Annotated in this window: 32 protein-coding genes, 1 tRNA gene and 1 pseudogene; 20 read left to right on the forward strand and 14 right to left on the reverse strand. The window is 60.2% G+C overall.

Features of this window, described 5'->3' with window-relative positions; genetic code table 11:
• Positions 1 to 6 precede the first annotated feature (6 nt).
• Positions 7 to 867 (forward strand): class I SAM-dependent methyltransferase, encoded by an 861-nt coding sequence (locus VA602_RS04085; protein ID WP_323452553.1) that lies wholly within the window; start codon positions 7 to 9, stop codon positions 865 to 867.
• A gap of 178 nt (positions 868 to 1,045) precedes the next feature.
• On the opposite strand, the gene VA602_RS04090 is transcribed toward VA602_RS04085, so the two are convergent.
• The gene (locus tag VA602_RS04090; protein WP_323452554.1) at positions 1,046 to 1,573 is read right to left on the reverse strand and encodes a GNAT family N-acetyltransferase; all 528 of its coding nucleotides are present in this window, start codon (positions 1,571 to 1,573) and stop codon (positions 1,046 to 1,048) included.
• Positions 1,574 to 1,857: 284 nt separating this feature from the next.
• Between VA602_RS04090 and VA602_RS04095 the strand changes: the two genes are divergently transcribed.
• Entirely contained in the window at positions 1,858 to 2,271 is a 414-nt protein-coding gene (locus VA602_RS04095; protein ID WP_323452589.1) for a hypothetical protein, read from the forward strand.
• Between the two features lie 32 nt (positions 2,272 to 2,303).
• Here VA602_RS04095 and VA602_RS04100 read toward each other — a convergent pair.
• Positions 2,304 to 2,426, reverse strand: a pseudogene (locus VA602_RS04100) (phage major capsid family protein); the annotation flags it as partial.
• A 90-nt stretch (positions 2,427 to 2,516) separates the two neighbouring features.
• Between VA602_RS04100 and VA602_RS04105 the strand changes: the two are divergent.
• Both VA602_RS04105 and VA602_RS04110 read left to right on the forward strand, forming a co-directional pair.
• Entirely contained in the window at positions 2,517 to 2,900 is a 384-nt protein-coding gene (locus VA602_RS04105) for a response regulator transcription factor (protein WP_323452555.1), read from the forward strand.
• A gap of 19 nt (positions 2,901 to 2,919) precedes the next feature.
• Positions 2,920 to 3,186, forward strand: a complete 267-nt coding sequence (locus VA602_RS04110) for a hypothetical protein (RefSeq protein WP_125929513.1) — start codon at positions 2,920 to 2,922, stop codon at positions 3,184 to 3,186.
• A 270-nt stretch (positions 3,187 to 3,456) separates the two neighbouring features.
• On the opposite strand, the gene VA602_RS04115 is transcribed toward VA602_RS04110, so the two are convergent.
• From VA602_RS04115 to VA602_RS04125, 3 genes are all read right to left on the reverse strand, one after another.
• Positions 3,457 to 3,753 (reverse strand): hypothetical protein, encoded by a 297-nt coding sequence (locus VA602_RS04115; protein WP_323452556.1) that lies wholly within the window; start codon positions 3,751 to 3,753, stop codon positions 3,457 to 3,459.
• Positions 3,750 to 4,409 carry a hypothetical protein gene (locus VA602_RS04120; RefSeq protein WP_323452557.1) on the reverse strand — a complete coding sequence of 220 codons (660 nt, stop codon included), beginning with the start codon at positions 4,407 to 4,409 and terminating at the stop codon, positions 3,750 to 3,752. The genes VA602_RS04115 and VA602_RS04120 overlap by 4 nt, the downstream gene beginning before the upstream one ends.
• A 227-nt stretch (positions 4,410 to 4,636) precedes the next feature.
• A complete protein-coding gene (locus VA602_RS04125; RefSeq protein WP_323452558.1) occupies positions 4,637 to 4,933 on the reverse strand; it encodes a hypothetical protein in 297 nt (98 codons plus the stop codon).
• 115 nt (positions 4,934 to 5,048) lie between these two features.
• On the opposite strand from VA602_RS04125, the gene VA602_RS04130 reads away from it, so the two are divergent.
• Positions 5,049 to 5,840 carry a DUF2786 domain-containing protein gene (locus VA602_RS04130; RefSeq protein ID WP_323452559.1) on the forward strand — a complete coding sequence of 264 codons (792 nt, stop codon included), beginning with the start codon at positions 5,049 to 5,051 and terminating at the stop codon, positions 5,838 to 5,840.
• Here VA602_RS04130 and VA602_RS04135 read toward each other — a convergent pair.
• Positions 5,815 to 6,753, reverse strand: a complete 939-nt coding sequence (locus VA602_RS04135; protein ID WP_323452560.1) for a hypothetical protein — start codon at positions 6,751 to 6,753, stop codon at positions 5,815 to 5,817. The two genes, VA602_RS04130 and VA602_RS04135, sit on opposite strands and share 26 nt — an antisense overlap.
• A gap of 110 nt (positions 6,754 to 6,863) precedes the next feature.
• Complete coding sequence (locus VA602_RS04140) at positions 6,864 to 7,106, reverse strand: hypothetical protein (protein WP_125929506.1); 243 nt, start codon at positions 7,104 to 7,106, stop codon at positions 6,864 to 6,866.
• A 100-nt stretch (positions 7,107 to 7,206) separates the two neighbouring features.
• Here VA602_RS04140 and VA602_RS04145 point away from each other — a divergent pair, with 100 nt between their 5' ends.
• Genes VA602_RS04145 through VA602_RS04180 form a run of 8 tightly spaced genes read left to right on the forward strand, consistent with a single transcriptional unit; the run spans position 7,207 to position 10,773 of the window.
• Positions 7,207 to 7,881 (forward strand): hypothetical protein, encoded by a 675-nt coding sequence (locus VA602_RS04145; RefSeq protein ID WP_323452561.1) that lies wholly within the window; start codon positions 7,207 to 7,209, stop codon positions 7,879 to 7,881.
• Positions 7,878 to 8,213: a hypothetical protein gene (locus VA602_RS04150; RefSeq protein WP_323452562.1), complete on the forward strand. Its 336-nt coding sequence runs from the start codon at positions 7,878 to 7,880 to the stop codon at positions 8,211 to 8,213. The genes VA602_RS04145 and VA602_RS04150 overlap by 4 nt, the downstream gene beginning before the upstream one ends.
• Positions 8,210 to 8,491, forward strand: a complete 282-nt coding sequence (locus VA602_RS04155) for a hypothetical protein (protein WP_323452563.1) — start codon at positions 8,210 to 8,212, stop codon at positions 8,489 to 8,491. Before VA602_RS04150 ends, VA602_RS04155 begins: the two co-directional genes overlap by 4 nt.
• Positions 8,488 to 8,871, forward strand: a complete 384-nt coding sequence (locus VA602_RS04160; RefSeq protein ID WP_323452564.1) for a DUF2591 domain-containing protein — start codon at positions 8,488 to 8,490, stop codon at positions 8,869 to 8,871. The genes VA602_RS04155 and VA602_RS04160 overlap by 4 nt, the downstream gene beginning before the upstream one ends.
• Positions 8,868 to 9,065, forward strand: coding sequence for a hypothetical protein (locus tag VA602_RS04165; RefSeq protein WP_323452565.1), 198 nt, complete (start codon positions 8,868 to 8,870; stop codon positions 9,063 to 9,065). Before VA602_RS04160 ends, VA602_RS04165 begins: the two co-directional genes overlap by 4 nt.
• A 49-nt stretch (positions 9,066 to 9,114) precedes the next feature.
• The gene (locus VA602_RS04170; RefSeq protein ID WP_323452566.1) at positions 9,115 to 9,429 is read left to right on the forward strand and encodes a hypothetical protein; all 315 of its coding nucleotides are present in this window, start codon (positions 9,115 to 9,117) and stop codon (positions 9,427 to 9,429) included.
• A gap of 39 nt (positions 9,430 to 9,468) precedes the next feature.
• Entirely contained in the window at positions 9,469 to 9,705 is a 237-nt protein-coding gene (locus VA602_RS04175; protein ID WP_065863443.1) for a DUF4224 domain-containing protein, read from the forward strand.
• 3 nt (positions 9,706 to 9,708) lie between these two features.
• Positions 9,709 to 10,773: a site-specific integrase gene (locus VA602_RS04180; RefSeq protein ID WP_323452567.1), complete on the forward strand. Its 1,065-nt coding sequence runs from the start codon at positions 9,709 to 9,711 to the stop codon at positions 10,771 to 10,773.
• 102 nt (positions 10,774 to 10,875) lie between these two features.
• On the opposite strand, the gene VA602_RS04185 is transcribed toward VA602_RS04180, so the two are convergent.
• Both VA602_RS04185 and sohB read right to left on the reverse strand, forming a co-directional pair.
• A tRNA-Cys gene (locus VA602_RS04185) sits at positions 10,876 to 10,949 on the reverse strand.
• Positions 10,950 to 11,094: 145 nt separating this feature from the next.
• On the reverse strand, positions 11,095 to 12,120 hold the full coding sequence (gene sohB, locus VA602_RS04190; protein WP_151926198.1) for a protease SohB: 1,026 nt from the start codon (positions 12,118 to 12,120) through the stop codon (positions 11,095 to 11,097).
• Positions 12,121 to 12,319: 199 nt separating this feature from the next.
• Between sohB and VA602_RS04195 the strand changes: the two genes are divergently transcribed.
• The 4 genes from VA602_RS04195 to VA602_RS04210 all read left to right on the forward strand — a co-directional run bounded on the left by VA602_RS04195 (position 12,320) and on the right by VA602_RS04210 (position 15,465).
• Complete coding sequence (locus VA602_RS04195; RefSeq protein WP_323452568.1) at positions 12,320 to 13,033, forward strand: histidine phosphatase family protein; 714 nt, start codon at positions 12,320 to 12,322, stop codon at positions 13,031 to 13,033.
• Positions 13,034 to 13,086: 53 nt separating this feature from the next.
• The gene (locus tag VA602_RS04200; RefSeq protein ID WP_027920549.1) at positions 13,087 to 13,404 is read left to right on the forward strand and encodes an SCP2 sterol-binding domain-containing protein; all 318 of its coding nucleotides are present in this window, start codon (positions 13,087 to 13,089) and stop codon (positions 13,402 to 13,404) included.
• Between the two features lie 201 nt (positions 13,405 to 13,605).
• Complete coding sequence (locus tag VA602_RS04205) at positions 13,606 to 14,673, forward strand: phosphotransferase family protein (RefSeq protein WP_197891167.1); 1,068 nt, start codon at positions 13,606 to 13,608, stop codon at positions 14,671 to 14,673.
• A 24-nt stretch (positions 14,674 to 14,697) separates the two neighbouring features.
• Positions 14,698 to 15,465 (forward strand): SDR family oxidoreductase, encoded by a 768-nt coding sequence (locus tag VA602_RS04210; RefSeq protein ID WP_323452569.1) that lies wholly within the window; start codon positions 14,698 to 14,700, stop codon positions 15,463 to 15,465.
• Here VA602_RS04210 and VA602_RS04215 read toward each other — a convergent pair whose 3' ends face one another.
• Positions 15,466 to 16,287: a class I SAM-dependent methyltransferase gene (locus VA602_RS04215; RefSeq protein ID WP_323452570.1), complete on the reverse strand. Its 822-nt coding sequence runs from the start codon at positions 16,285 to 16,287 to the stop codon at positions 15,466 to 15,468. It lies immediately after the preceding gene.
• Positions 16,288 to 16,371: 84 nt separating this feature from the next.
• On the opposite strand from VA602_RS04215, the gene VA602_RS04220 reads away from it, so the two are divergent.
• Positions 16,372 to 16,743, forward strand: coding sequence for a GFA family protein (locus VA602_RS04220; RefSeq protein ID WP_323452571.1), 372 nt, complete (start codon positions 16,372 to 16,374; stop codon positions 16,741 to 16,743).
• Positions 16,744 to 16,776: 33 nt separating this feature from the next.
• On the opposite strand, the gene VA602_RS04225 is transcribed toward VA602_RS04220, so the two are convergent.
• Positions 16,777 to 18,870 carry a TonB-dependent siderophore receptor gene (locus tag VA602_RS04225; RefSeq protein WP_200603353.1) on the reverse strand — a complete coding sequence of 698 codons (2,094 nt, stop codon included), beginning with the start codon at positions 18,868 to 18,870 and terminating at the stop codon, positions 16,777 to 16,779.
• 150 nt (positions 18,871 to 19,020) lie between these two features.
• On the opposite strand from VA602_RS04225, the gene VA602_RS04230 reads away from it, so the two are divergent.
• On the forward strand, positions 19,021 to 20,094 hold the full coding sequence (locus VA602_RS04230) for a helix-turn-helix domain-containing protein (RefSeq protein WP_153774868.1): 1,074 nt from the start codon (positions 19,021 to 19,023) through the stop codon (positions 20,092 to 20,094).
• 18 nt (positions 20,095 to 20,112) lie between these two features.
• A complete protein-coding gene (locus tag VA602_RS04235) occupies positions 20,113 to 20,811 on the forward strand; it encodes a YoaK family protein (protein ID WP_323452572.1) in 699 nt (232 codons plus the stop codon).
• Position 20,812: 1 nt separating this feature from the next.
• Here the strand turns inward: VA602_RS04235 and VA602_RS04240 are convergent, their stop codons facing one another.
• The 3 genes from VA602_RS04240 to VA602_RS04250 all read right to left on the reverse strand — a co-directional run bounded on the left by VA602_RS04240 (position 20,813) and on the right by VA602_RS04250 (position 24,213).
• Complete coding sequence (locus VA602_RS04240; protein WP_125929493.1) at positions 20,813 to 21,163, reverse strand: hypothetical protein; 351 nt, start codon at positions 21,161 to 21,163, stop codon at positions 20,813 to 20,815.
• A gap of 250 nt (positions 21,164 to 21,413) precedes the next feature.
• Entirely contained in the window at positions 21,414 to 22,745 is a 1,332-nt protein-coding gene (locus VA602_RS04245; protein WP_323452573.1) for an OprD family porin, read from the reverse strand.
• 112 nt (positions 22,746 to 22,857) lie between these two features.
• Positions 22,858 to 24,213 (reverse strand): MFS transporter, encoded by a 1,356-nt coding sequence (locus VA602_RS04250; RefSeq protein WP_323452574.1) that lies wholly within the window; start codon positions 24,211 to 24,213, stop codon positions 22,858 to 22,860.
• Positions 24,214 to 24,253 lie beyond the last annotated feature (40 nt).

The following is a 24,253-nucleotide window of genomic DNA, read 5'->3' on the forward strand; positions in this document are numbered from 1 at the left end:
ACTACTGTGACCTCGCAAGATATCCCCAACCGCCCCTCCTCAGCGCTACGTGTGGCAATGGCGCGTGCCGTCCATCAATTACTGGACGACCCGGTCGTTTTTGACGATCCATACGCGCTCGAGGTGTTGCCCTCACCCGTCCAAAGCATGCTGCAAAAAGATCCGTTTCAGTTCAATGAGCCCGTGATGCGCTCTTTGCGGGCAGCCGTTGTTGCACGCAGCCGCTACAGCGAAGACTTGCTGTTGAACTCCAGGAACATGGATCTACGCCAATATGTGATTCTTGGGGCTGGACTCGACACCTATGCGCTACGTAACGAGGACGAGAGCCTGGTTGTATTCGAGGTAGACCTCCACACTACCCAAGAGCAAAAGAGAAAAGCGATAGGTGGATTAAGTTCGGGCGCCAATTCGGTACGCTATGTTCCATGTGATCTGCGCAAAGACGCGTTGCTACCATGCCTGGTCGAGAACGGGCTGGAAGCACAACAACCTGTCTTTGTTGCATGGCTTGGCGTGACCCCTTACCTCACGAGAGAACAGATCGTCGAAACGCTAAAGTCGCTGGCCCATTTGCCGGAGGGAAGCCAAATAGTTTTCGATTATCGGGTCTCACCGGAGCGGCTTCCTCCAATTGAACGAGTAATTGAAAGTCATGCTGCGAATCTGTTTGCTCAGATGGGAGAACCATGGCTCTCAAGCTTTGACCCAGAGGAAATGAGCGCGCTACTCAGTTCGATCGGTTTTACCTTACGAGAAAATCTAGACGCTAGCGCAATCAATCACCGATATTTCGCACGCCGTAAAGACGGTCTACAGGCGACCGGCGCGGGTTTCCGTCTGCTCCACGCAGTGCGCAACTGCTAAACCGTAAATAGAAACTAACTGCTCACCTCTTCGGATCTTGACTGTCGTTTACCGCGCTTTGGTAATGAAACCATAGATCAACGGCTTCGCTTCACTTGTTCGGCGCCCAGCCACAACGCACTCGAGTATTCCTTTTCAAGCATCGTATAGCCTGCGACTGGAGGCTATACGTGCCTCTTCAAAACTCTTCGCCTGCTCTCCAAACCATCGCACATCTGCTTCCCGCGGGAAATCCGTGTTCATACTCTTCACTCAACAGTGTTGACAGCCTTTCATCGACCTGCTGCTCGGACTCAATCTGAAAACCGAGACGAGAGTAGAATGGAGCATTCCACGGTACGTGTCTGAAGGTCGTAAGAGTCACCGCACGCAACCCCTTCAACCCAACAAATTCCTGCACTACCTGTACGAGTTTTCGTCCTATCCCATGTCCCTGCATGGTCTGGCGGACGGAAAGCTCATGGACGTGAAGGTCTCTACCGTAAAGATCAGCACTGAGAAAGCCCTGCGGGCGATTATCGGCATCAATAGCCACCCAGCACATCGAGCGTTTGATAAGCTCAAGATGTCGTTCAACGGGTATAGGGGGAGAATCAGCGAGCCAGCTTAACCCCTTGAAAACACGAAACGCTTGCGCAGCAGAACTCTCAATTGGCGGTAAGAAGCGTGCATCTTCGGGCACAGCAAAGCGGACAGTAGTGGACATATCTACGAGTACTTCCGAAAACAGGATTGCAGAATGGATGGCAAATTATCGCATTACCAAGCGATCCAGGCCTGCGAATGGTCAGGTGGCTAGCATAATTTCAAAGGCCCTCAGTTCCAATCCAGTTACTCCCCTGATTCACAAAGACAAGAACGATATCCAAGCTAAACCAAATGAATGTGGCGCCGTTAGTGCGCAGTCGCATGTCATCATACAGACCAAGCTTGCATTATCCTCTATTGATTCTATTCTCACGACATAGCACTCTCTTGCCGGAGATAGACATGCATTCAAGATCATCTTGGGTAATTTATTTCAGCCTTTGCTTCGCGCATCCGCTGCAAGCGATGGCGGAGTACGACAAGTCCAAATTAATCGATGCTATGGTTCCTTACGTAGCCATCAACGATGTGATGGAAAAGATATCACGGAGACAATGCAGCTCTGCCGTACACTTTGAGAACACCGCCAGAGGGGCCATTCAGGAGACCACAGCACGGTTTAAGAGTCAGGATCAAGACTGGGTCAGATCCTACTTCTCCAGTCCTAACGGTAAAGCAAGGCTCGCAAACAACGATACGTATATCGAACGCTTCTTATCAGATGCAAAGAAAGAAGGCATGGATGAACATACCGCCTGCGCGACCCTAGCTGGTATGGTGCTGACGCTGCACCACCAGCTAAAGAGGCTTGGGTAAGAGCGGTCATGGATCATAGCCGGTAGACGCTTACCGTTGCCATAGAGCAGTTGAGCTTCTTCGGCCATGGTCAAGCCATAACGGGCCCGCCCGTCGATGTAGCTCTGCAACGCCTTCGCGTCATCGAGCATCTGACGGCTCGCTTTGAACAGGTGCCCCCGCCGGCAGCGCGAGGCATAACCATTTCCACAGCGCTGGTCATTGATCTGCGCAAGGCATTGGAAAGCGCACAACCGAGATAACCCATGGACACGATCACAAGCGGCTCTTGGATGGGCCATCTTGGGCGCGGTCTTGCGCCCCGCGAACTGGAGTGTGTTCTCGATGTTGCCCAAGGCATGACATCCAAGCAGATCGCCCGACACTTCGGCATCAGCGAGGGCGGCGTCGAGAAGCGCATCGCCGCCGCAATGTTCAAGCTCGACGTACCCCGCCGGGCAGCACTGGTCGCCGAGGCCATGCGCCGCAACATCATCAGCCCGATGTGCTTCCTGCTCGCCGCACTGGTCGCCACTCACGCCGCCATCGGCGACAGCGACCCCATGCGCCGCGATCGCCGAGTACCCGAACGCCGGATCGCCCAGGTCCGCGTTCTACGCAAAGCAGAGTCATTCGACTACCACGCTTGATTCCCACGAGGAACATCCCATGCACCAATCCATGCAACAGCGCGTGGACGGCCTGGCCGCCCTGCGTGCACGCTCGCTCATGGCTACTGCCGAGTTCTACGGGTTGATTGGCCTGCCCGCTCCTACCGCTCGCCCTCTGTACCAGGCGGTCGCCAAGGGCAAGGCCTGGCACATCATCGAGATCGCCACCGGCAAGACCAAAGGCTTCTGCTTCAGTCACCAGGCGGCCATGCGATTTGTTGATGCGATGGAGGCCGGTGCCGCCACCAAAGGCGTGCGGCAATGAGCAAGCGCAAACCCCATAACATGCGGGCGCGACTGGAGCGGACTTGCCGGGCCGCAGGGCAGCTACCGGGCCGAGCACCTGACCTAGGTGATCACAGCCACCTACATCGACCTGAGGGAAACGGCCAAACCTAACTACCTGAAGGTGTTCAGCTGGATCGCTATCCCTGCCGACACAAAGCTCGACGGAGCAGGGGCCGCCAAGGCGCCGTAGGAGCCTGGAGTCAACAGAGAGCAGAGCGCTAACGTATAAATTTTATCAGAGGCCTGGTCATGAGTTTCGTAACGCCCACGCATAGCCGTTACTAACCAGAACCATAAACCTTGCCCTCACTGCAGCCCTATCTAGGGCATCAGCAACTTGCTGATTAACATCATCTCTTATTTTTGCAGCCGTTTCACCTTCAAACTTACCGCAAAAGACCATCTCAGGTAAAGACAACCTCTTCCCTTGATCACTTTCAACATGCGTGTCAAAACCTAAACTGCGAGCCAAACTTTGCACTGTGCTCTTTCGCTCTTCGCTTAATTCCTTCACAGACAACATCAATGTAACAAGCGCTATCATGGCGACTCCTCCTCAGCCGCGTCTCCTTGACCATCGCTAGCATTGCCCTTCTTAAGAGGCCTTGTAGCTTTGGTTTTCGTTGCAAGAGGACTGAATATCACGGCCAAGACAATACCCATAAAAATCCCCCCAACCCACTGCATCATGGTGATCTGGGAGTCAACAACGTCTTTCACCGCGTACTTAGCCTGATCTGACACCAGAGCCTTGTAGTTAGACTGCAGCTCCTTTAATTCAAAGAAAGCCGATGGATCCTTAACAAGGAAACCTTTCAAAATTTTAACCTCTTCAGCAAGCTGAGACAGCTCTTTAATCTCCTCAAGGCTCAAATCACCTTTAGTCACTGCACCTTCGATTTTTGACAAGCGCTCATCCATTGACTTTGAGGTCAGGGTCGCTTGCCTTTCCTCCATTCTCTGAATAGCCTCTTCAATTTTTGGTATCCGCTGCAACCCTGTAAGTTGCGCAGCCATTATTTCCTCCTTCTTCATCAAAATACCTTTGATCGGAGGAATAATTGAGAATGCACAGTAAAGCAGAAGACCAATAAAAACATACGCACACAACATATAGAAAATCTTACTAAAGTAAGACTCTCTGTTTCCAGGCCACCACTTCCTTTCCTGGTTTTTTGCCGTCATATCATCCATAGACATTTTAACACCGCACCCAGTTAGCCAATTTTTACATTTTTTTGCAATCACCCAGAGGCGCAAACTCTATCGAAAACAACTAGTTCGGTAAAGGGTCGCTTGCTCGGATGCTCTCGACAATTTCGTTAGCGTGTTTTAACAACGAATTATACGGAAACCACCATGACCACAGTAATCGACCTGTTCGCCGGCCTCGGCGGATGGAGCACCGGCGCGCAATAGGCCCTGGATTAACGAGGAGCCGCCTGCAAACGCCACCTTGCGGCCTGCAGCAGCTCTCCATTGAATAGAGCTGCGAATTCGGGCCTGAGCATTATCGACTCGACGGTCAGGTGCTCCCTTCCCTCTCGTAGTAACTTTCTGAATCCATCTTGGAATTCAGGGGACTGAACCAGCTTTATCGACGCTTCAACCGGATGCTGCGCGCGATTCATGGCTTCCCACTTTGTTGGGTGGTAACCAAATTCGTGGCACTGACGGATCGCGTCGAAAATCGCTTCAGCAAACTCTGCTCTCACCTGCTCCACAGATCATTCCTTCTATACCTGGATGGCACATTGCCTCCTGCACTTACCTGAATACCTCATATCACCAAATCACGCCACCCCGGCGAGGGCGGCGCCTGCGAGCAAGGACCACAACATGACCGAACAACAGCACGACGAGAGCAAGCTCGAACGGATCATCCGCAAGATCAAGCGCTGCCTAGCGCTGTCGAAAAGCTCGAACGAAACCGAGGCGGCCACTGCCATGCGTCAGGCCCAGGCGCTGATGCGAGAGTATCGCCTTACCGAAATCGATGTTCACCTCAGTGACGTCGGCGAGGTCGAGTCGGAATGTTCAAGGGTCAAACGCCGCCCGACTTGGGACCGACAGCTGGGTTCGATTGTTGGGGAAGCATTCAGCGTTCGCTCATTCTCGCGGCGCCAGTGGTGCAAATCGACGAGTAGAATCATTGAATGCGAGCTGTACGTGGGAGTGAATCCCGCACCACAGATTGCAATGTATGCATACGAGGCTCTTTTGACCAAGCTGACGATTGCCAGACGAGAATACGTATCACGGGTACGTAAAGGCGAGCAACGCAGCAACTATTCGCCTGAGACCGCAGGCGACCATTTCGCACTGGCCTGGGTTTCGGCTGTATACGAAAAGATCCATCAGCTGGTGCCACGCGGCGAGGAAGATCAGGCAATAGGCATGGATTCCACTGGCCGAGACCTCATGGCCGTGGAGGCGCAGGACCACGCCCTGATCGAGCAATTTCTTTCGGGTCGGGAGATTGGCAAGGCACGCAAGACGCGGGAGGTTGGGCTCGACCTGAATGCGCATATCGCCGGCCTACTGGCTGGTGAGCGCGTCGAGCTGAACCCCGGCATGACACATCCTGGCCAAGCTGTGCTTCGGATCAGGTCAAGTACTGATCATATTTAAGAGGCAGAAGGGCTACTTCCCCCCAAGCCAAATTACTGACGGCTAGACCAACGCCGCTCTCTCTTACAATCCCATAGAACAAGACAAATCTCCCTACGGATTGCTCGTTAAGGCTGTGCAGTTCAGCGTCGTATCTTTGAATTTTGATGGAGAAATCTGCATACCCTCCCCCGCGGTTAAACTTCAATTTCACGAATCGGATATTGTGTGGATTGGGACCAGCATCCCAGATGCTTTGTATACGCCCAAACCCGAGGACTTCGCTTTGAGTCGGCGAGTCCATTGCCGAGATGTCTCGAAGCGAGTCAAGAAGCAACCGTGCATGCTGCGCCCCAGGAAGAACATAGTACTTATACAAGTTCTCGTTGAAGTTCCTACACAGACCTCGGACGGTGGTAAGCTTTGACGGCAAATTGAATGATTTGCCGCGATGCCGAGCAATTGGTACCGTAGTTACCTCTCCGTCTTGATCCTCGACGGCCGTCTGGTCGTAAACTCCGGCTTTTTTCTCCGGCACGGCAGGACGCGTCTGCAAGAATCCTTCCACGATTACCAACTTACCATCAACGATGGCCTGGGCAGCCTCTTCTTCGCTCAGATATTTCTTACCCTCAGCCTTTTTAGTTCGTAGTCCGCAATCGGTAACTATGTTACGGCGATGCGCATAAAACGCGTTCTTGCCCTTTTTGTTTGCTTCTTCCTTTGTGGGCGACCTGAAGAGAGGGCAGCAACACTCTGGACAAAAAAGTGACCCTTTCATATCGGGCTGGTATTCAGACACGAGCACCGGCTTACCATTGGCACGCAAAGTTGCTTCGCTGTCCTTTCTAAAGGTCCAGCCAGGAAGATGGAGCGCGTGCTTTATCCGATTGCTATCCCAGTTTTGTGGTTTTTTGACAGATCCATCAGCCATCCTAAGCACTCCATCTGTAGAAGGTATCAGTCATTTACAACAGATGAAGGCAAAATGCCATAACACTAAGGTATACCCATGCCCACAGAAAACCGATCCAGCAACACCGATCACTCAGGAACGTAGGGCATGAAGTCACCGAGCAGCTCGCGAGCGGCAGGCACGGCGTACTCGAGCAGCTCCAAAGGGACATCACGTTCGAATAGCGTCACTTCAAACTTGAGCGTCTCATCGTTTCGGAAAATCTCGAAGATGATTTGGTCGCCGCGCGAGCACTCAAGGCCCAAACCATCGTGCCCTTCGGTGACGCTTGAGGCTCGGCAAAACGCGTACTCAATTCCATGAACTATCACCGGGTGTCCTCCTGAAAAGGCTGAACGTACCCGGAAACGCTCCAGCTGTAACCCCTCTCCCCTCTATTCACTGCCGCGATATGGCGGCCAAGGCGAAGCTATGTCTCAAGCAAAGGAACGCCCGATTCTGTTCAGCGGGCCGATGGTCCGCGCCATCGTTGAAGGCCGGAAAACCGTCACTCGCCGTCCCGTGAAGGAATGGCAGCAGCCAAGCCGGCAAGAAGACGACACCTGGTTCGCCACCGCGCAGCGCCATCAGCGCTGGGGATTCGGAGTGAGCGGTGCTGATGCGGCATCATGCGCCGCGGAACTGGTGTCTTCAGGGGTATGCCCATACGGCAGTCGCGGCGACCGCCTGTGGGTGCGTGAAGCATGGGCGCAGATCCACGTGGCGCAGGCGCCTGGCGAAAGCTGGGTGGTCTACCGCGAGTGCGACAACCGGACCGACTACGGCGGCCCGTGGAAGCCGAGCATTCATATGCGCCGGCGCGATAGTCGAATCCTGCTGGAGGTCACCGACGTGCGCGTCGAGCGCCTGCAGGACATCAGCGAGCAGCAGGCGCTTGCCGAGGGAGTCGTCGGTGTGGATTTCAGGCCCGATGACGGATTTCCAATCTGCCGCGGCTACATGGTTGGCCCTGACGACGGATCCACTCCACTGGAGACCCACGCGACGAAGGCGTTCGCAGGCCTATGGCGATCCATCAACGGCCCAGAAAGCTGGGACGCCAACCCTTGGGTTTGGGCCGTCGAATTCAAGCGGGTGGCGCAATGACCCGCCTCGCCCTCTGCCTCCTGCTGCTGGCCACCCTGACCGGTTGCCAGCCTGACTGCTGGAGTAGCGATCACAGCCAATGCAAAGCCGAGCCCAGCGCAAGCCAACTTGAACTCCTGCCGATGCGCACCGGGTTCTATGTTTACCACGACGATCAGAGGTCCGTTACCTGCTGGTCGAACTCGGCAGGCCTCAGCTGCTTGCCGGATTGGATGCTTCGCGGCCAGAGCCAGGCCGGCAACCAGCGCCAGCTATCCCCGCACGAAACCCAACCCGAACCTACACCCGCACTGGCGCCTGGGCGCTGGATTGATGAGAAGTATCAGCTGTGAAAATCGGAAGACTCTTTGTCGGTCTGAATTGGTGCTACGGCGCGAAAGACCAGGCCGTGATCTTGAGCTGGGCGCTGAAGTGCGGTTACTGGCGCTGGGCGGTCTGGTGGCGCAAGCCAAAGAAAGTGCTGTGCTTTCCTGCCTTCGGGCCATCCATGGCGGTCGGCACCCGGTACCGGGTCGGCCATGGTCACTTCGGCGCCTGGGTTCGGCTTCCGCTGATCGGCTCGTTGTCCATCTCAACTCAGCCGCCCTACCCGGTGCAGGTTCAGCCATGACCGGCCTGATCGAAGTGAAGACTGCAGACCTGGCCGGTGAGGCACTGGGCTGGGCTGTGGGCAAGGCAGAAGGCCTAGACCTGATCCTTGAGCCACCGCAGTACGGCAACCCGTGGCGAGTGTTCGCTCGGTACCAGGGCCATGCGACAGAGCGCACCAAACGCTTCAACCCGTGGGAAGACTGGGGGCTTGGCGGGAAGCTGATCGAGAAATACCGCGTCGGCTTTGGCCTCTACTCGGACTATTTCTTTGCCGTCACCGGCCTGGATGACCTTCCGGGCGATGCGGACGGCTCAACCCACCTGATTGCCACCTGCCGCGCCATCGTCGCCGCCAGGCACGGCGATACCGTCCAGGTGCCCAAGGAGCTGATGCCGTGAGCACTCAAACAGCCAAAGTACAGAGCCTGATGCAGGCCTGCCAGCGCGGCGTGAACGGCAAAGGCCCAGCGCTCGATGCAGCCAACAACTTGCTTGCAGAGTGCTACGGGATGCTCGGCAAGCTCGCTGCAGAGAACGAAGCGCTGCGCAAAGACCGCGACAGCTTGCTCGAAGCCGGCGCCCACCTGTTTTAACCCCTCCCCCAACAACTCAAGCCCGCCGACTGCGGGCATGGAGAGACTCATGTTCAATTTCTTGGCCCGCCTGTTCAAGCGCAAGAAGAAGCCAGCGCAACGCGCCGCGCTCGGCCCGACCGGGTATGCCCGCGGCCACAGCCCCGCATCTGGCCGGCAAGACCCGATACTCGACCCGCTCAACCCCATGAGCCCGGTTAGCCCTATGCATCCCATACATCTGGCGGACAGCTACGAACCGGCTCGCTCGAGCAGTTCTTGTACCAGCCGGGACTACAGCAGCTACGACAGCGGCAGCAGTTTTTCGTCGAGCGACAGCAGCAGTTCCAGCGACAGCGGATCCAGCTCCAGCAGCTGCGACTGACCACCAACCTGCCGCCACCGGCGGCGTGGAGACCATCCCATGGAACATGCAAGCGAGTTTCTCGACGAGGAAGAGGTGATCCGCATCACCGGCTACCAGATCCCGAGCAAACAAATCGCCTGGCTGGCGAACAACGGCTGGCAGTACACGCTCACCCGGGCCAGGCGGCCCATTGTTGGCCGGGTATACGCCAGGCTCAAGATGGCCGGTGTGAAGCCAAACGCGACGAATGCAACAACTGAAACCTGGACATTGGACTTATCGCGCGTGGGGTAAAGGATGCGCAACAGGAAGGCATCGAACAAGGACCTGCCGCCCAGAATGCTGCGGCGGGTCCGCAAGCTAAAAAGCGGCAAGCTGTGGGTTGGCTACTACTACGACGGGAGGGATGCTGAAGGGAAGCGGCAGGAAGTGCCGCTGGGGACTGACCTCGCTGAGGCCAAGTTGGAATGGGCCCGCCTGGAGCACAGGGCGAAGCCGAAAGTGATGGCGACGATGGGTGAGCTGTTTGACCGTTACGAGCGGGACATCATCCCGGGCAAGTCCCCACGCACGCAAAAGGACAACAGGTACGAGCTGGAGCGCCTGCGCAAGGCGTTCGCTGACGCCCCCATTGAGGCGATCAGCCCGCCTGTCATTGCCCAGTACCGGGACGCCCGCAGCGCGAAGACCCGGGCAAACCGGGAGATCGCCCTTCTATCCCACGTCTTCACCATGGCCATGGAATGGGGATTTGCAGAGCGCAACCCATGCCTGGCGGTTCGCCGCAACAAGGAGAAGGTCCGCGACTTCTACGCGGCCGACGAAATCTGGGATGCGGTGTATGCCGAAGGCGACCAGGGCCTCAAAGATGCCATGGATCTGGCCTACCTGGCCGGGCAGCGCCCAGCAGACACCCTGAAGTTCAGCACCGTCGATCTGGACGAGGACTACCTGTGGGTCGATCAGAACAAGACCGACAAGAAGCTGCGCATCCGGCGGCACGTCAACGGTGAGCTCACCGGCCTTGGCCTGTTCATCGAGGCGCTTCTGGAGCGGCGAAAGCTGCAGGGTGTGCGCAACTCACGCCTCATCACCAACGACTCAGGCCTGCGCATGAGCTGGGAAATGCTGAGGAACCGCTTCAGCGAAGCCCGGGACAGGGCTGCGCGCAAGCTCACTGCCGACGGAAACACAGACCTGGCCATCAAAGTTCGGCAGTTCCAGTTCCGCGATATCCGACCGAAGGCGGCGTCGGAGATTGAAGACATCAGCCACGCCAGTCGGCTGCTTGGGCACTCCAAGGAGGAAATCACCAAGCGCGTTTATCGCCGCGTCGGCGAGGTAGTCAGCCCGACCAAGTAGAGGGATGATGCGGAAACGATGCCTAAGAATGCGGAAACGATCCGGGTTTTCTGCGCCCAAATAAAAACCCCGCAGACGTTAATCTGCGGGGCTTTCGAATGGTGGAGGCCGAGGTCGGAATCGAACCGGCGTAGACGGATTTGCAATCCGGAGCATAACCACTTTGCTACTCGGCCTCAAAGTTCGGAGTCAGCTTTCGCTATCTCCTTGAAACCGCTCAGCTTTTTCAAGTGAGCTGCGTTTCGATGGACGCCATTATGTCGGCATTCCCCTCACCTTGCAACCCCCCTGAAGAAAAAAATCTTCAAGGGGTTCAAGGTGTTAGCGCAAGCGGCCAAGCCTGCTCCAAAGCCCTACCAAGGTGTTCTCCACGGCACCGCTGGCGGCCACGCCGATGCGCTCCTGCAGGGATTTACGCTCGGCGTAGCGGACGTGGAACAGGTTGGCGTCGTGGGCGCGGTCGCTGAGGTATTCGTCGCTGGTGCGCAGCTCGTCGACCAGCTTGCGGTTGAGTGCGGCAACACCCAGCCACACTTCGCCGGTGGCGACCTCATCGATGTGCAGCTGTGGGCGGTAGCGGGCGACGAAGTCCTTGAACAGCTGGTGAGTGATGTCCAGGTCCTCCTGGAATTTCTCCCGGCCCTTCTCGGTGTTCTCGCCAAACACGGTGACGGTGCGCTTGTATTCGCCGGCCGTGAAGACCTCGAAGTCGACGTCGTGCTTTTTCAGCAAGCGATTGACGTTGGGCAACTGCGCGACGACGCCGATCGAGCCAAGTACGGCGAACGGCGCACTGACGATCTTCTCGCCGATACAGGCCATCATGTAGCCGCCGCTGGCCGCGACCTTGTCGATGCACACGGTCAGCGGAATGCCGGCCTGGCGGATACGCGCCAGCTGCGAGGCAGCCAGGCCGTAGCTGTGCACCAGCCCGCCACCGCTCTCGAGGCGCAGCACCACTTCGTCACGTGGGGTGGCGAGGGTGAGCAGCGCGGTGATTTCGTTGCGCAGGCTCTCGGTGGCGGAGGCCTTGATGTCGCCGTCGAAGTCCAGCACGAAGACCCGGCCCTTTTCCTCGGGCTTGGCCTTGCCTTTCTTCTTCTGTTTTTCTGTCTTGGCCTGCTGCTTGCGCAGGGCCTTGAGCTCGGCCTTGTCGAGCAGGCCAGCTTCCAGGCGCTCGCGCAGCTCCTTGTAGAAGGTGTTGAGGCGGGTGACCTGCAATTGCCCGCCGGGCTTGCGTCGCCCCTTGCCACGCAGGTTGGCGATACCCGAAAGGATGACCAGGATGGCGATCACCACAGTGGCGGTTTTGGCGAGAAAGCTTGCGTATTCGGCAAGAAACTCCACATTGACTCCTTAATAAACCTGCGCCTGCACGACGCGAAACTGATGCAAGCATACCGGTGCGCCTGGGCTGCCGCCAGCATGGGAAAATGCTGGCAACACAGTTCAAACAACCTTTTCAAACGCTTGTATGTTTTTTCATTGACAGCCTCTCTGGCGCATCCTAACCTCGCAGCAACCTCCATCCCGGCCGGACATTCCAGTGGGCAACATCTACCTGATCCGACATGGCCAAGCCTCCTTCGGCGCCGACGACTACGATGTCCTGTCGCCGCTGGGTGTGCGTCAGAGTCAGGCGTTGGGTGAGCACCTGGCTCAACTGGACCTGCACCTGGATCGCTGCGTGGCCGGCGACCTGCGGCGCCAGCAGGACACCGCACGGCTGACGCTCGACGCAATGGCCGCTACCGGCTGCGCAATCCCGGCCATAGAGACCGACGCAGCCTTCAATGAGTTCGATGCCGACGGCGTGATCCGCGCCCTGCTCCCTGCCCTGCTGCCAGACGAGCCCGAGGCGCTGCACGTGCTGCGCAATGCTGCGCAGAATCGCAGCGAGTTCCAGCGTCTGTTCGCGGTGATGGTGCAGCGCTGGCATGACGGCGAGCACGAGGCTCACGATGGCCTGGAGACCTGGGCCGCGTTCACAGCGCGCGTTGGTGCCGGCCTGCAACGCGTCCTGGCACAAGCCTCAAGCCGTGACAACATTGCCATCTTCACCTCCGGTGGCAGCATCGCCGCTCTGCTCCACCTGGTCACCGGAATCACCCCAGCCCAGGCGTTCGCGCTGAACTGGCAGATCATCAACACGTCGCTCAGCCACCTGAAGTTCCGTGGCCGCGACGTGGCATTGACCTCCTTCAACAGCCAGGCCCACGTGCAGCTGTTGCGGATGCCGGAGCTTCTCACCTATCGATGAGCCCGGCCTGTTGTGCCCCGTGCACGCGACTTTCACCCAACAAGGAATACACCATGAGCGACGTAGCTAAAGCAGTCGAAGCGATGAAAGCCAAGTTCAACCCTGCCGCCGCCGCCGGCCTGGACCTGGTGTTCGGCTTCAACATCACCGACGAAGACAAGCACTACGCCCTGCTCGTCAAGGACGGCACCTGCGAGATCCAGGAAGGCGAGAACCCTGACGCCAACTGCACCCTGGTTCTGGACAGCGAAACCCTCAAAGGCATCGTCAGTGGCGAGACCGATGGCATGCAGGCTTTCATGGGCGGCAAGCTGCGCGTCGAAGGCGACATGATGCTGTCGATGAAGCTGAGCGAGCTGTTCCCGTCCTGAGTGATGCGAACACGCGCTTGAAGAAAACCGAGGCCTGACCGGCTTCGGTTTTTTTTTGCCCGCAGCCTGCATGCACCATTCATCAGGGGCAGTGATCGCGCAGCAACACCCGCGTCGATATGACGTTTGGCACGCTTGTCCCAACCCAGGTTGGCCATTAGATTAGCCAATGATCCTTGCGACCGAGAATAAGGAATACGCATGACGCTCACCGACCAGTCCACCCAGGTCCGCCCCGGCGAAGAACTCGATGCAGCCATCATCGATCCTTACCTCAAGGCGCATATCCCGGGCCTCGCAGGCACCCCGAGCATCAGCCAGTTCCCCGGCGGCGCCTCCAACCTCACGTATCTGGTCGCCTACCCCGAGCGCGAGTTCGTGCTGCGTCGTCCGCCCTTCGGGCACAAGGCCAAGTCGGCCCATGACATGGGCCGCGAGTTTCGCATTCTAAACCAGCTCAACGACGGCTTCCCGTTCTGCCCCAAGGCCTATGTGCACTGCACCGACGAATCGCTGATCGGCGGCGAGTTCTACGTGATGGAGCGGGTCGAGGGTGTCATCCTGCGCTCGGACCTGCCCCCGGAGCTGAACCTCGACGCCAGCCGCACCGAGGCGCTGTGCAAGAGCTTCATCGACCGTCTGGTGGAACTGCACCAGGTCGACTACAACGCCTGCGGCCTGGCCGACCTGGGCAAGCCCGAAGGCTATGTGCAGCGTCAGATCGAAGGTTGGTCGAGCCGCTACGAAAAAGCCCTGACCCCGGATGCGCCGCGCTGGGAAGAGGTGATCGCCTGGCTGCGCGAGAAGATGCCCGCCGACCACGCGCGCCCTGGCATCGTGCACAACGACTACCGCTTCGACAACGTCATCCTCGATGCCAACAACCCCATGCGCATCATCGGCGTATTGGACTGGGAGATGGCGACCATCGGTGACCCGCTGATGGACCTGGGCAACAGCCTGGCCTATTGGATCGAGGCCAACGACCCGGCACCGGTGCAACTGATGCGCCGCCAGCCGAGCAACGCCCCCGGCATGCTGACCCGCCGCCAGTTCGTCGACTATTACGCCGAGCGCGCCGGCATTCGCATCGACAACTTCGACTTCTATTACTGCTACGGCCTGTTCCGCCTGGCCGGGATCGTCCAGCAGATCTACTACCGCTTCTTCCACGGCCAGACCCAGGACAAACGCTTCGCCCAGTTCATCCACATGAACAGGCTGCTGGAGCAGATGAGCCTGCAACTGATCGGCAAATCCACCCTGTAACCGGCGACAACAAGGAAAACCAGCATGTCCAAGACCCAACTGTTCGACCTTGACGGCAAGATCGCCTTCGTTTCCGGCGCCGGCCGCGGCATCGGCGAAGCCATCGCCCACCTGCTGGCCCAGCAAGGGGCCCATGTGATCGTCTCCAGCCGCAAGCTCGACGGCTGCCAGCAGGTCGCCGACGCAATCATCGCAGCCGGTGGCAAGGCTACGCCGGTGGCCTGCCATATCGGTGAGCTGGAACAGATCCAGCAAGTGTTCGCCGGCATCCGCGAGCAGTTCGGACGCCTGGATATCCTGGTCAACAATGCCGCCACCAACCCGCAGTTCTGCAACGTACTCGACACCGATGTCAGCGCCTTCCAGAAGACCGTCGACGTGAACATCCGCGGTTACTTCTTCATGTCGGTGGAAGCCGGCAAGCTGATGCGCGAGCACGGCGGTGGCAGCATCATCAACGTAGCGTCGATCAACGGCGTGACACCGGGCTTGTTCCAGGGCATCTACTCGGTGACCAAGGCTGCGGTGATCAACATGACCAAGGTCTTCGCCAAGGAGTGCGCGCAGTTCGGCATCCGCTGCAACGCCCTGCTGCCGGGCCTGACCGACACCAAGTTCGCCTCGGCACTGGTGAAGAACGACGCCATCCTCAACGCCGCCCTGCAGCAGATTCCGCTCAAGCGCGTGGCCGACCCGAGCGAGATGGCCGGCGCGGTGCTGTACCTGGCCAGCGACGCGTCGAGCTATACCACCGGTACCGCACTCAACGTCGACGGCGGTTTCCTTTCCTGATCAGCCCTTGCGCGCCTGCAGCGTGTAGCTCAACGGCAGGCGCTCGGGCCGCTCGGCCAGGCGCCACTCGCCGTCGGCGCCCTTGAGCATCTGCCCAGGCAACGCCTCCCACGGGATGCTCGGGTGCTCGACCAGGGCGGTCAGTTGCATGCCCTGTTCAAGCAACGCCGTGATGATTTCGCCAAGGCCGCGGTTCCAGGAATGGGTCTCGGTCTGCGCCAGGCGATGTTCGCTTTCGACGTAGGTCTGGTCGCTGTGGAAGATGAGCGGCGCCTCATGCTCGAAGTACGGAAAGTCGACCTGCAGGCGATCGGCGTGGGTTTCGTCGAGCGCCCACAACATCGGGTGCCCCTCACGCAGGAACAGCCGCCCGCCCGGCTTGAGCAATGCCGCGACATTCTGCGCCCAGCGCCGGATGTCCGGCAGCCAGCACAGTGCGCCGATCCCGGTGTAGATCAAGTCATAGCTCGCCTTGGGCAGCACGTCGCTGGCACGGTAGACATCCGCCTCGACATAGTCGATATCGGTGCCACAGCGCTCTGCCAGCAACCGCGCCTGCGCCAGCGATGCGGGCGAAAAGTCCAGCCCGCTGACCTGCGCGCCCAGCCGCGCGAGCGACAAGGTGTCGGTGCCGATGTGGCATTGCAGGTGCAGGGTCTTGAGGCCTTGTATATTGCCCAGGCGCGGCAGGTCGAAGCGCACGACTTCGGAAAGATGCGTGGCAGACTGCACGAAGCATTCGACTTCATAGCCCGGCGAGGCGGCGTGCAGTGGCGCCCGCTCGTCCCAATTGGCGCGGTTGAGTTCCAGTGACGGATTCATGGACACTTCCCTGTGCGGAAAACCACCACGTTAACCGGCCAGGGGGCAGGCCGACAACCAGCCATTCAAGGAGAGAACGCCAGCATGAAGACCTACAAGGGCGGCTGCCTGTGCGGTGCGATCCGCTTCGAGGCCGATGGGCCAGCGGGCAATCCCCACCACTGCTCGTGCCGCTGGTGCCAGCAGCACACCGGAGCACTGGTGGCGAGCTGGGTGGAGTTCGATCGTGCGCAAGTGCGCTGGGTCGGCGCCGGCGGGGCGCCTGACACCTGGCGCTCTTCGGATTATTCCAGCCGGGCATTTTGCCGATGCTGCGGCAGTTCGATAGGGGCAATCGACGATGCACCGACGGTGGCGTTGCTGCTGGGGTGTTTCGATGAGATCGAGGACGAGCGCCTGGTACCGACCGGGCACTCGTTCGAGGACCGCTGCCCAGGGTGGATGCAGCGGGGTTGATGGGGCTTTCCAGGACCGCCGTGCGGCCCGAGGTTACAACGACAGACTCATGCTCACACTCAGGTTGCGCGGCTCGCCCGGCATGTTCCACGCCGCGTTGTAACCGCGTTCGTAGTACTTGCGATCGAAGACGTTGTTCAGGTTCACCCCGAAACTCAACTGCTCGCTGGCCTTGTAGTGCGCCAGCAAGTCCAGCGTGCTGTACGCCGGCAGGCGCAGGTCACCGCCCGCCTGCCCGGAACGCTCGCCCACGTAGTTGGCCGAGGCGCCGACATCCGAGCCACGCAGCCAGCCGTTCTGGAACTCGTGCACCACCATCAGGCTGCCGCTGTGCCGAGGAATGCCCAGCAGGTCGCTGCCCTTGGGCAGTGCGGCATCGCCCTTGGTGACCTCGGCATCGATATAGGCATAGGCACCGATTACCCGCACGGCCTCGGTGAGCTGACCGCTGAACTGCACGTCCAGCCCCTGGCTGTGCGCCTTGCCCGCGGCGATGCTTTCACCAAAGGCATCGGTGGTGACGACGTTTTCCTTGTCGATGCTGAACAACGCCACAGTCGCACCGAGCCGGCTGTCGAACAGGTCGAGCTTCAGACCCGTCTCGTAGCCCAGCCCCTTCTCCGGCTTGTACACCTGGCCTTGGGTGCCGATGGCGTTGGGCTTGAACGAGGTGGAAGCATTGGCGAACACCCCCACTTCCGGCGTCCATTGATACAACAGCCCCACACGCGGCGTAGCGACTTCCTTGACCTGGCTGTTGCTTACCCCGGTGGCACGGTTCAGCGCCGTCTGCTCGACCCGTTCCAGGCGCACGCCGAGCAGGCCACGCCAGCGCTCGTCGAAGATGATCTGGTCTTGCAGGTTGAGCGCCTGGCTTTCGGTGCGTTCGAAGAAGTCATTGGGGTTGATCAGCGGCGGCTTGGGCTGGCCGTAGACCGGCTGGTAGATATCCAGCCCATAGCCGAGCGACGTAGCGCTCTGTGGGTATTTCTGGCTGTTGCGGTAGTTCTCGTACTCCAGGCCGATCAGGCTCTGGTGCTGCCAGCCGAGGAAATCGAACTGCCCGTGCAGTTCGGCCTGGGTAATGTTGTCGTTCCACTCGAAATTGCGTTCGCGGTAGAAACGGCTGATCGCCTGGCCGACCACCCGCGACGGCTCCGAACTGTTGCCGCGCAGGTGGCCCTGGGTGTAGTGGTTGGCCAGGCGCAGTTTCCAGCTGTCGTTCAGGTAGCGTTCCAGGGCCAGGTCCAGGGTCTGGTTGTCGTTGCGAATGTGGCCGTCGTTGGGCTCGCCGAGAAAGGTCGAGCGCTTCACTGATCCCAACTGATTGTTGACCGCCGGAATACCCCGGTCGAACACCGACTCGGTGCGCGAGAATTCGGCATCCAGCAACAACCGTGTGTCAGGGTCGAGTTGCCAGCTCAGCGACGGGCTGACGATCTGGCGGCGGCTGTCGACGTGATCGCGGAAGCTGCCGTTGTCCTCCACTGCCAGATTGACGCGCGACAGCAGGCGCCCCTCCTCGTCCAGCGGCGTGTTGACGTCGAGGCTGCCGCGGTAGCGATCCCAGGTTCCGGCGCTGGCTTTCAGGCGCGTGAAAGCCTCCTCCTGTGGACGCTTGCTGACGATATTGACCAGGCCACCCGGATCGCCGCGCCCGTACAGGCTGGCGGCCGGGCCCTTGAGCACCTCGATGCGCTCGATGGTCGAGGTGTCCGGTGCACTGTAGCTGCCGCGGTTGATGGCAAAGCCGTTCTTGTACAGCTCGCCGGTGGTAAAACCGCGCACGCTGTAGTTGAGGAAGGTCAAGCCACCGAAGTTGTTCTGCCGGGTGACGCCACCGGCAAAGTCCAGGGCACGGTCAATGCGCGTGCTGTTGAGGTCTTCAAGCACCTGGCTGGGCACCACGGCGATGCTCTGCGGCGTGTCGCGCACATCGGTATCGGTGCGCGTCGCGGTGCTCGAGCGGGTGGCGCGATAGCCCTGCACAGGGCCGTCGGCGCGCTCCTGCAGATGACTGTCGCTGACGGTCAGGGCCTCGAGTATTACAGGTTCGGCAGCATTGCCGGGCAGGCCGAACACAGACAGGGAAAAACCCAGGTAGAACCGGGCGGGGGAAACTTTCATCAACGACGCTCCTAAATTTCATGTAATAACATAACAATTTATGAACGATGCGAGGAATACCCGGATGAGAAAAAACCGCATTTGCCCGTCAACCTGAAGTTTACGGCTCGGGTATACTCGCGTTTCCGGCCCGCTTCCAGGAACCGCCCCATGGTTGAAAACAGCTTTGCCTTTCGCCTCAAGGAATTGCTCGAACACCACAAGCTGACCCTGCAAGCCGTGGGCACCGCCCTGGGCATTTCACGCACCGCGGTGCACAAGTGGACTCGCGGTGGCGAAATCGACTACGACAACCTGCGCAAGCTCGCCGCATTTCTCAAGGTCAACTGGATCTGGCTGCGCTACGGTGAAGAAGCCTTGCAGAGCGTGCAGCAGGCCGAGGTGGTAGAGCTGCCGATGACCGACGTGCGGCGCCGCTACACCGCCGAGATCATGGAAAGTGAAACCCGCATGAAACTGGCCCAGGAAGGCGCACGCATCGTCACCTGGGAGTGGAACCTGGTCACCGATGAAGTCACCTACTCGCCCAACGTCGAGGCGGTGTATGGCTGGCCCGTGCAGCGCAACGAAGAGTTCTGGGCGCATATCCACCCGGACGACATTCCGCCGATGCAGGCCATGTACGCCCAGGCCGTCGCCGACGGCACCGGTTGCGAATGCGATTTTCGCATCACCCGCCCCGACGCCAGCCAATGCTGGATCGCCTCGCGCGCCACCGTGCTGGCCGACAGCGCCGGGCGCGCGGTGAAGATGGTCGGCATCAGCATGGACACCACCGAACGCAAAGTCGCCGAAGAAGAATTGCGCCAGAGCGAGGCGCGCTTTCGCACCATCTTCGAGTTCGCCTGGGGCGCGCTGGCCTACATCGATCCCGACGGCAGCTGGCAGCGGGTCAACGGCAGCTTCTGCGAACTGCTGGGCTACCGCGAAGACGAGCTCTACGGCACCACCTTCCAGCAATTGACCCATCCCGACGACCTGCCGCACAACCTGCACTTGCTGCAGCGCCTGCTTGACGGCGAGATCGACCGCTACGAAGTGGAAAAGCGCGTACGCCACAAAAACGGCCACTACCTGTGGGTCCGCGCGCGTACTTCGTTGCAACGCCAGGCCGACGGCCAACCCGAGCACCTGATCAGCGTATTCGCGAACATCACCGCCGAACGCGAAGAACATGAACGGCTGCAAGCACATATCGCCAGGCTCGAGGCACGGCTGGGCTGATTCAGGGGGAGAGCTGCGATGCTACCGGGAAGTGCGTCACTCGACAGCCAGCGTCAACAGCGGGTACAGCGCCGCGGCACGGTGGGGCTGTATTTCGTTGCCGCCTTGTCGGTACTCGCCGGCATGACCGATGCCATCGGCTTCATGGCCACGGGCGATTTCGTTTCGTTCATGAGCGGCAACACCACGCGCCTAGCGGTCTCGCTGGGCAGCGCCGAACTGGGGCCGGTGCTGCGCCTGGCGCTGGTGATCGCGGCGTTCGTGCTGGGCAATGCACTGGGGGTGATCGTTGCCGCCAGAAGCGGTCGGCGCCACTGGCCATTGCTGGGTGTGATCGCCCTGCTGCTGGCGACCGCCGGCATGCTGCCAGAGCCCATGCAACTGCCCGCGCTACTGGCGGCGGTGACCGCGATGGGCATGATCAATGCGGTGGTCGAGGAAGTGAACGGCCTGCCGATCGGCCTGACCTACGTCACCGGCGCGCTGTCGCGGTTCGGCCGCGGGCTGGGCCGCACCCTGTTGGGCCAACAACGGCTGGGGTGGCGCGTACAACTGGTGCCCTGGAGCGGCATGTTCATCGGCGCAGTGCTGGGTGTGCTGCTGGAGCAACGCTTCGAGCGAGCGGCACTGCTGGCCAGCGCGCTGACCGCCCTGCTGCTCGCCGTGGTCTCGTGGAAGATTCCACGGCGCTGGCAACTGCGCTACATGCCTCGCTGACTCACAGGCAGGTTGCCGCAGCAGCCTTGCGCTGCAGCGCAACCATGTCGTTCTTGCGGGCGTAGTAATCGACCCGGGTCCCGCCAGCCTGCGGGTAGACGTCAACGAAGGATTCCGCCTCGCGGGTGTACACCGTCAAGCCACCACCCTTGCGCGTTTCCAGGTAACCACTGGCGTCAACGCCGAAGCGCGATTCTTCCTGCCAGCTGAACTGGATGCATTGGGCCACCAACTCCGGCGCTTTCTGCGAGTCGAGGCGCGCGCTGGGCTGGCCGTTGCGCGCGGCCTCCATGGTCGACGAAGCGCAGCCAATCAACATCAGGGCTGCAGTCATCGGCAGTAGTGCTCGCATGTTCCATCCTCGGGGCAAAAAAGAAGCGACTGTAGCACTGGCGGTGATCGCGCGTGAATGCTCGTGCAGCGCAGCGGCATTCAACCCGACGCTACCTGACCGGTGCCCACACCGGATCCTCTGCCATCAGCGCCGTGCCCCAGTCGGCGGTTAGACGAACGACATCGGCATGGTGCCCATCTGCCAATCGCTCACTCCAGCGCCCGTTCACGAGCAAGCCCGCGCCCACAAGAGTGGCGCGGGCTATGCCTTAGAACAACGGCAGGCTGTAGGTGATGTAGAGACGGTTCTCGTCCAGGTCACGCTGGTTGGCGTAGGTGCTGCGCAAGCTGGCGTTGCGCCAGGAGAACGACAACCCCTTGAACATCTCGCCCTGCACTGCGTAGGTCACCCAGAAATCACGCTCCCACTCATGCTGGTCACCCTGCGCCGACTTGATGTTATCGCCGCGCTGGTAGGCCAGCAGCGTGGTCAGGCCCGGAATGCCGACAGCGGCGAAGTTGTAGGTGTGCTGCGCCACCCAGGTCCGCTCGCCGGCCTTCTGGAAACGTGCACCGGTCTGGCGGTCGGTGATCAGGTAGGTGGCCGAGCCATCGCCCTGGTTGACGAAGGGAAAGTCGCTGTCGCCTTCAAGCTGCTGGTAGCCCAGGCTGAAACCGTGGCCGCCGAGGCTGTAGGTGAACAGCCCGGCAAACGCCTGGTTATCGACCTTGCCGTTGTTGCCGAAACCGGCACTGCGGTACCCCTCGGCCCGCCCAGCCACACTGCCGTTGCGCCCCGACGGACCACTGTCGAAATAGCGCAGGTCAGTCTTGAGGCTGCCCACCGGCAAGGCCAACTGGTGCACCAGGCCGACGAAGTGCTGGCGATAGAAATCTTCCAGCTCGCCGTAGTAGTACTGCAAGGTCAGGTCGCGGCTCACGGCATAGTCGACGCCGAAGAAGTTGAACGCATTGCTGCGTTTGCCGAACGGCCCGCCCGCCCCGGCAATCGCCATGCCTTCGTTGTTCGACGAGTTGCGGCTCTTGACCCGCTGGATCTGCCCACCGGTGAACGTGAAGCTGTCCAGGTCGCGCGAGGTGATCTGCAGGCCTTCGAAGGTTTCCGGCAACAGGCGACCGTCGTTGAGGGTCAGCACCGGCATCTTCGGACGCAAAGTGCCGAGCCGCGCTTCGGTCTTGGCAACGCGAAGCTTGCCAGTCACGCCCAAGGTGCTGAACTCGTCCACCGCACGACCATCGCTGTCGCTGGGAAACACCAGGCCACCGCGGTTGGTGCTCTGCGGGTTGTAGTGGGTGCCCTTGCCCGAATCCAGACGGATGCCAAGCATGCCCAGGGCATCGACACCGACACCGACGGCGCCCTCGGTGTAGCCGGAAGTGAAGTCGAACAGAAAGCCCTGGCCCCACTCCTCCTGCTTGGACGGGTTGGCGCTGCCGCTGCGGTTGTCCTGGTTGAAGTAGATGTTGCGCATTTCCAGGCGCGCATGGGAATCCTCGATCAGGCCAGCGGCCTGGCTGGTCAGGGGGGCCAGCGCCAGGGCGATCAGCCCGGGAGCGAAAGAAGATCGTTTGCAAGACATGCTGTGTGCTCCTCGTTTCTTGTTGTTATGTGCAGCGCCGAACGCCAGGCGCAGGCAAGCCGTGCCCGACGCCGCTTCTGTCAGGAAGCGGGCGCTGGTACTCGTTCAGGGATCAGGAGTGCGCGGGAGGTGCTTCAGCCGGCCAGGCCGCAGATGGCCGGATGCTCAGCCGGTACAGCACGAAGATCGCCGCCGCACCTGCCACCACTGGGATGGCCAGCCAGTGGAAGAACACCACCGGCGTACCGGCCGCGGCGATCAGCCAGGCCCCCAGGGTCGAGCCGACGATGGAGCCGGAACGCCCGCAGGCCATGGCCCAGCTGACCCCTGTGACGCGGGCCGTGGTCGGGTAGAGGGTCGCCGACACCAGGTTCAGGCCGTTTTGCGCACCGGCCACGCCGAAACCGATCAGGAACACCGCCGCCGCCAGGCCATAGATATCGCCCATCAGGTAACCGGTGAGCGCGATCACCACAGCCGCCCCCAGGTAGGAGCAGGCCAGCACACGGTATGGTCCGACGCGGTCCATCAGCAGCGCCAGCAGGATCGCCCCGACCGTGCCGCCCAGCGGCACCATCGCACCGACACGCGCGGCATGGGCGATGTCGTAACCGGCGTCCTTGAGCAGGCTCGGCAGCCAACTGGTCAGGAGGTAGAAGACGAACAGCGAGCAGAAGAATGCCAGCCACAGCAGCAGCGTGCGCACCGCACGGCCCTCGATGAACAGGTGCGAAATGGGCGAGCGGACCTGCGCCGGGCGCTCGTCGTCGAGGATGGTCACCCCGGCATAGCTACTGCCGGTGATGCGCTCGACCACCTTGCGCAGGGCATCGCCATGCTTGGGGCTGGAGGCCATGAAGCGCACCGATTCAGGCATCAGCCAGGCCAGCAGCGGCAACATGGCCAGCGGCACGATACCGCCGATCATCAGCACACCGCGCCAGCCGAACAGCGGGATGATCTGCGCCGCAAGCATGCCGCCCAGCGCAAGGCCCGCGGTGAAGCCGCTCCAGCTCAGGGTGACCATGATCATCCGCCGCCGCGCCGGTGAGTACTCCGAGCTCAGGGTGATGCAGGTGGGCATCGCCCCGCCCAGGCCGATACCGGTGACGAAACGCAGTGCGGTCAGCGACTCGATCGAGTGGGCATAGGCCGAGGCCAGGGTGCCGACGCCGAACACCAGCACCGACACCAGCAGCACGCGCTTGCGCCCGATGGCATCGGCGATGGGCCCGAACACCAGGCTGCCGACCAACAGGCCGAACAGACCGGCACCGAAGGCCGGCGACAATTGTGCCGGTAGCAGGCCCCATTCCTCACGCAGGGCCGGAGCGATGTAGCCGATCGCGGCGGTGTCGAAGCCGTCGACCAGAACGATCAGGAAACACAGGGTAAGAACGATGATCTGGTAAGGCGAGATTCGTGCGTTATCGATGATCTCGCCGATTCGGGCAGTGTGCTGGCTCATGGTATTTCCCCTTTTTATTAGGCTTGTGGTTGGGGCAAAG

Source organism: Pseudomonas machongensis, assembly GCF_034961125.1.
GTDB classification, from domain to species: domain Bacteria; phylum Pseudomonadota; class Gammaproteobacteria; order Pseudomonadales; family Pseudomonadaceae; genus Aquipseudomonas; species Aquipseudomonas machongensis.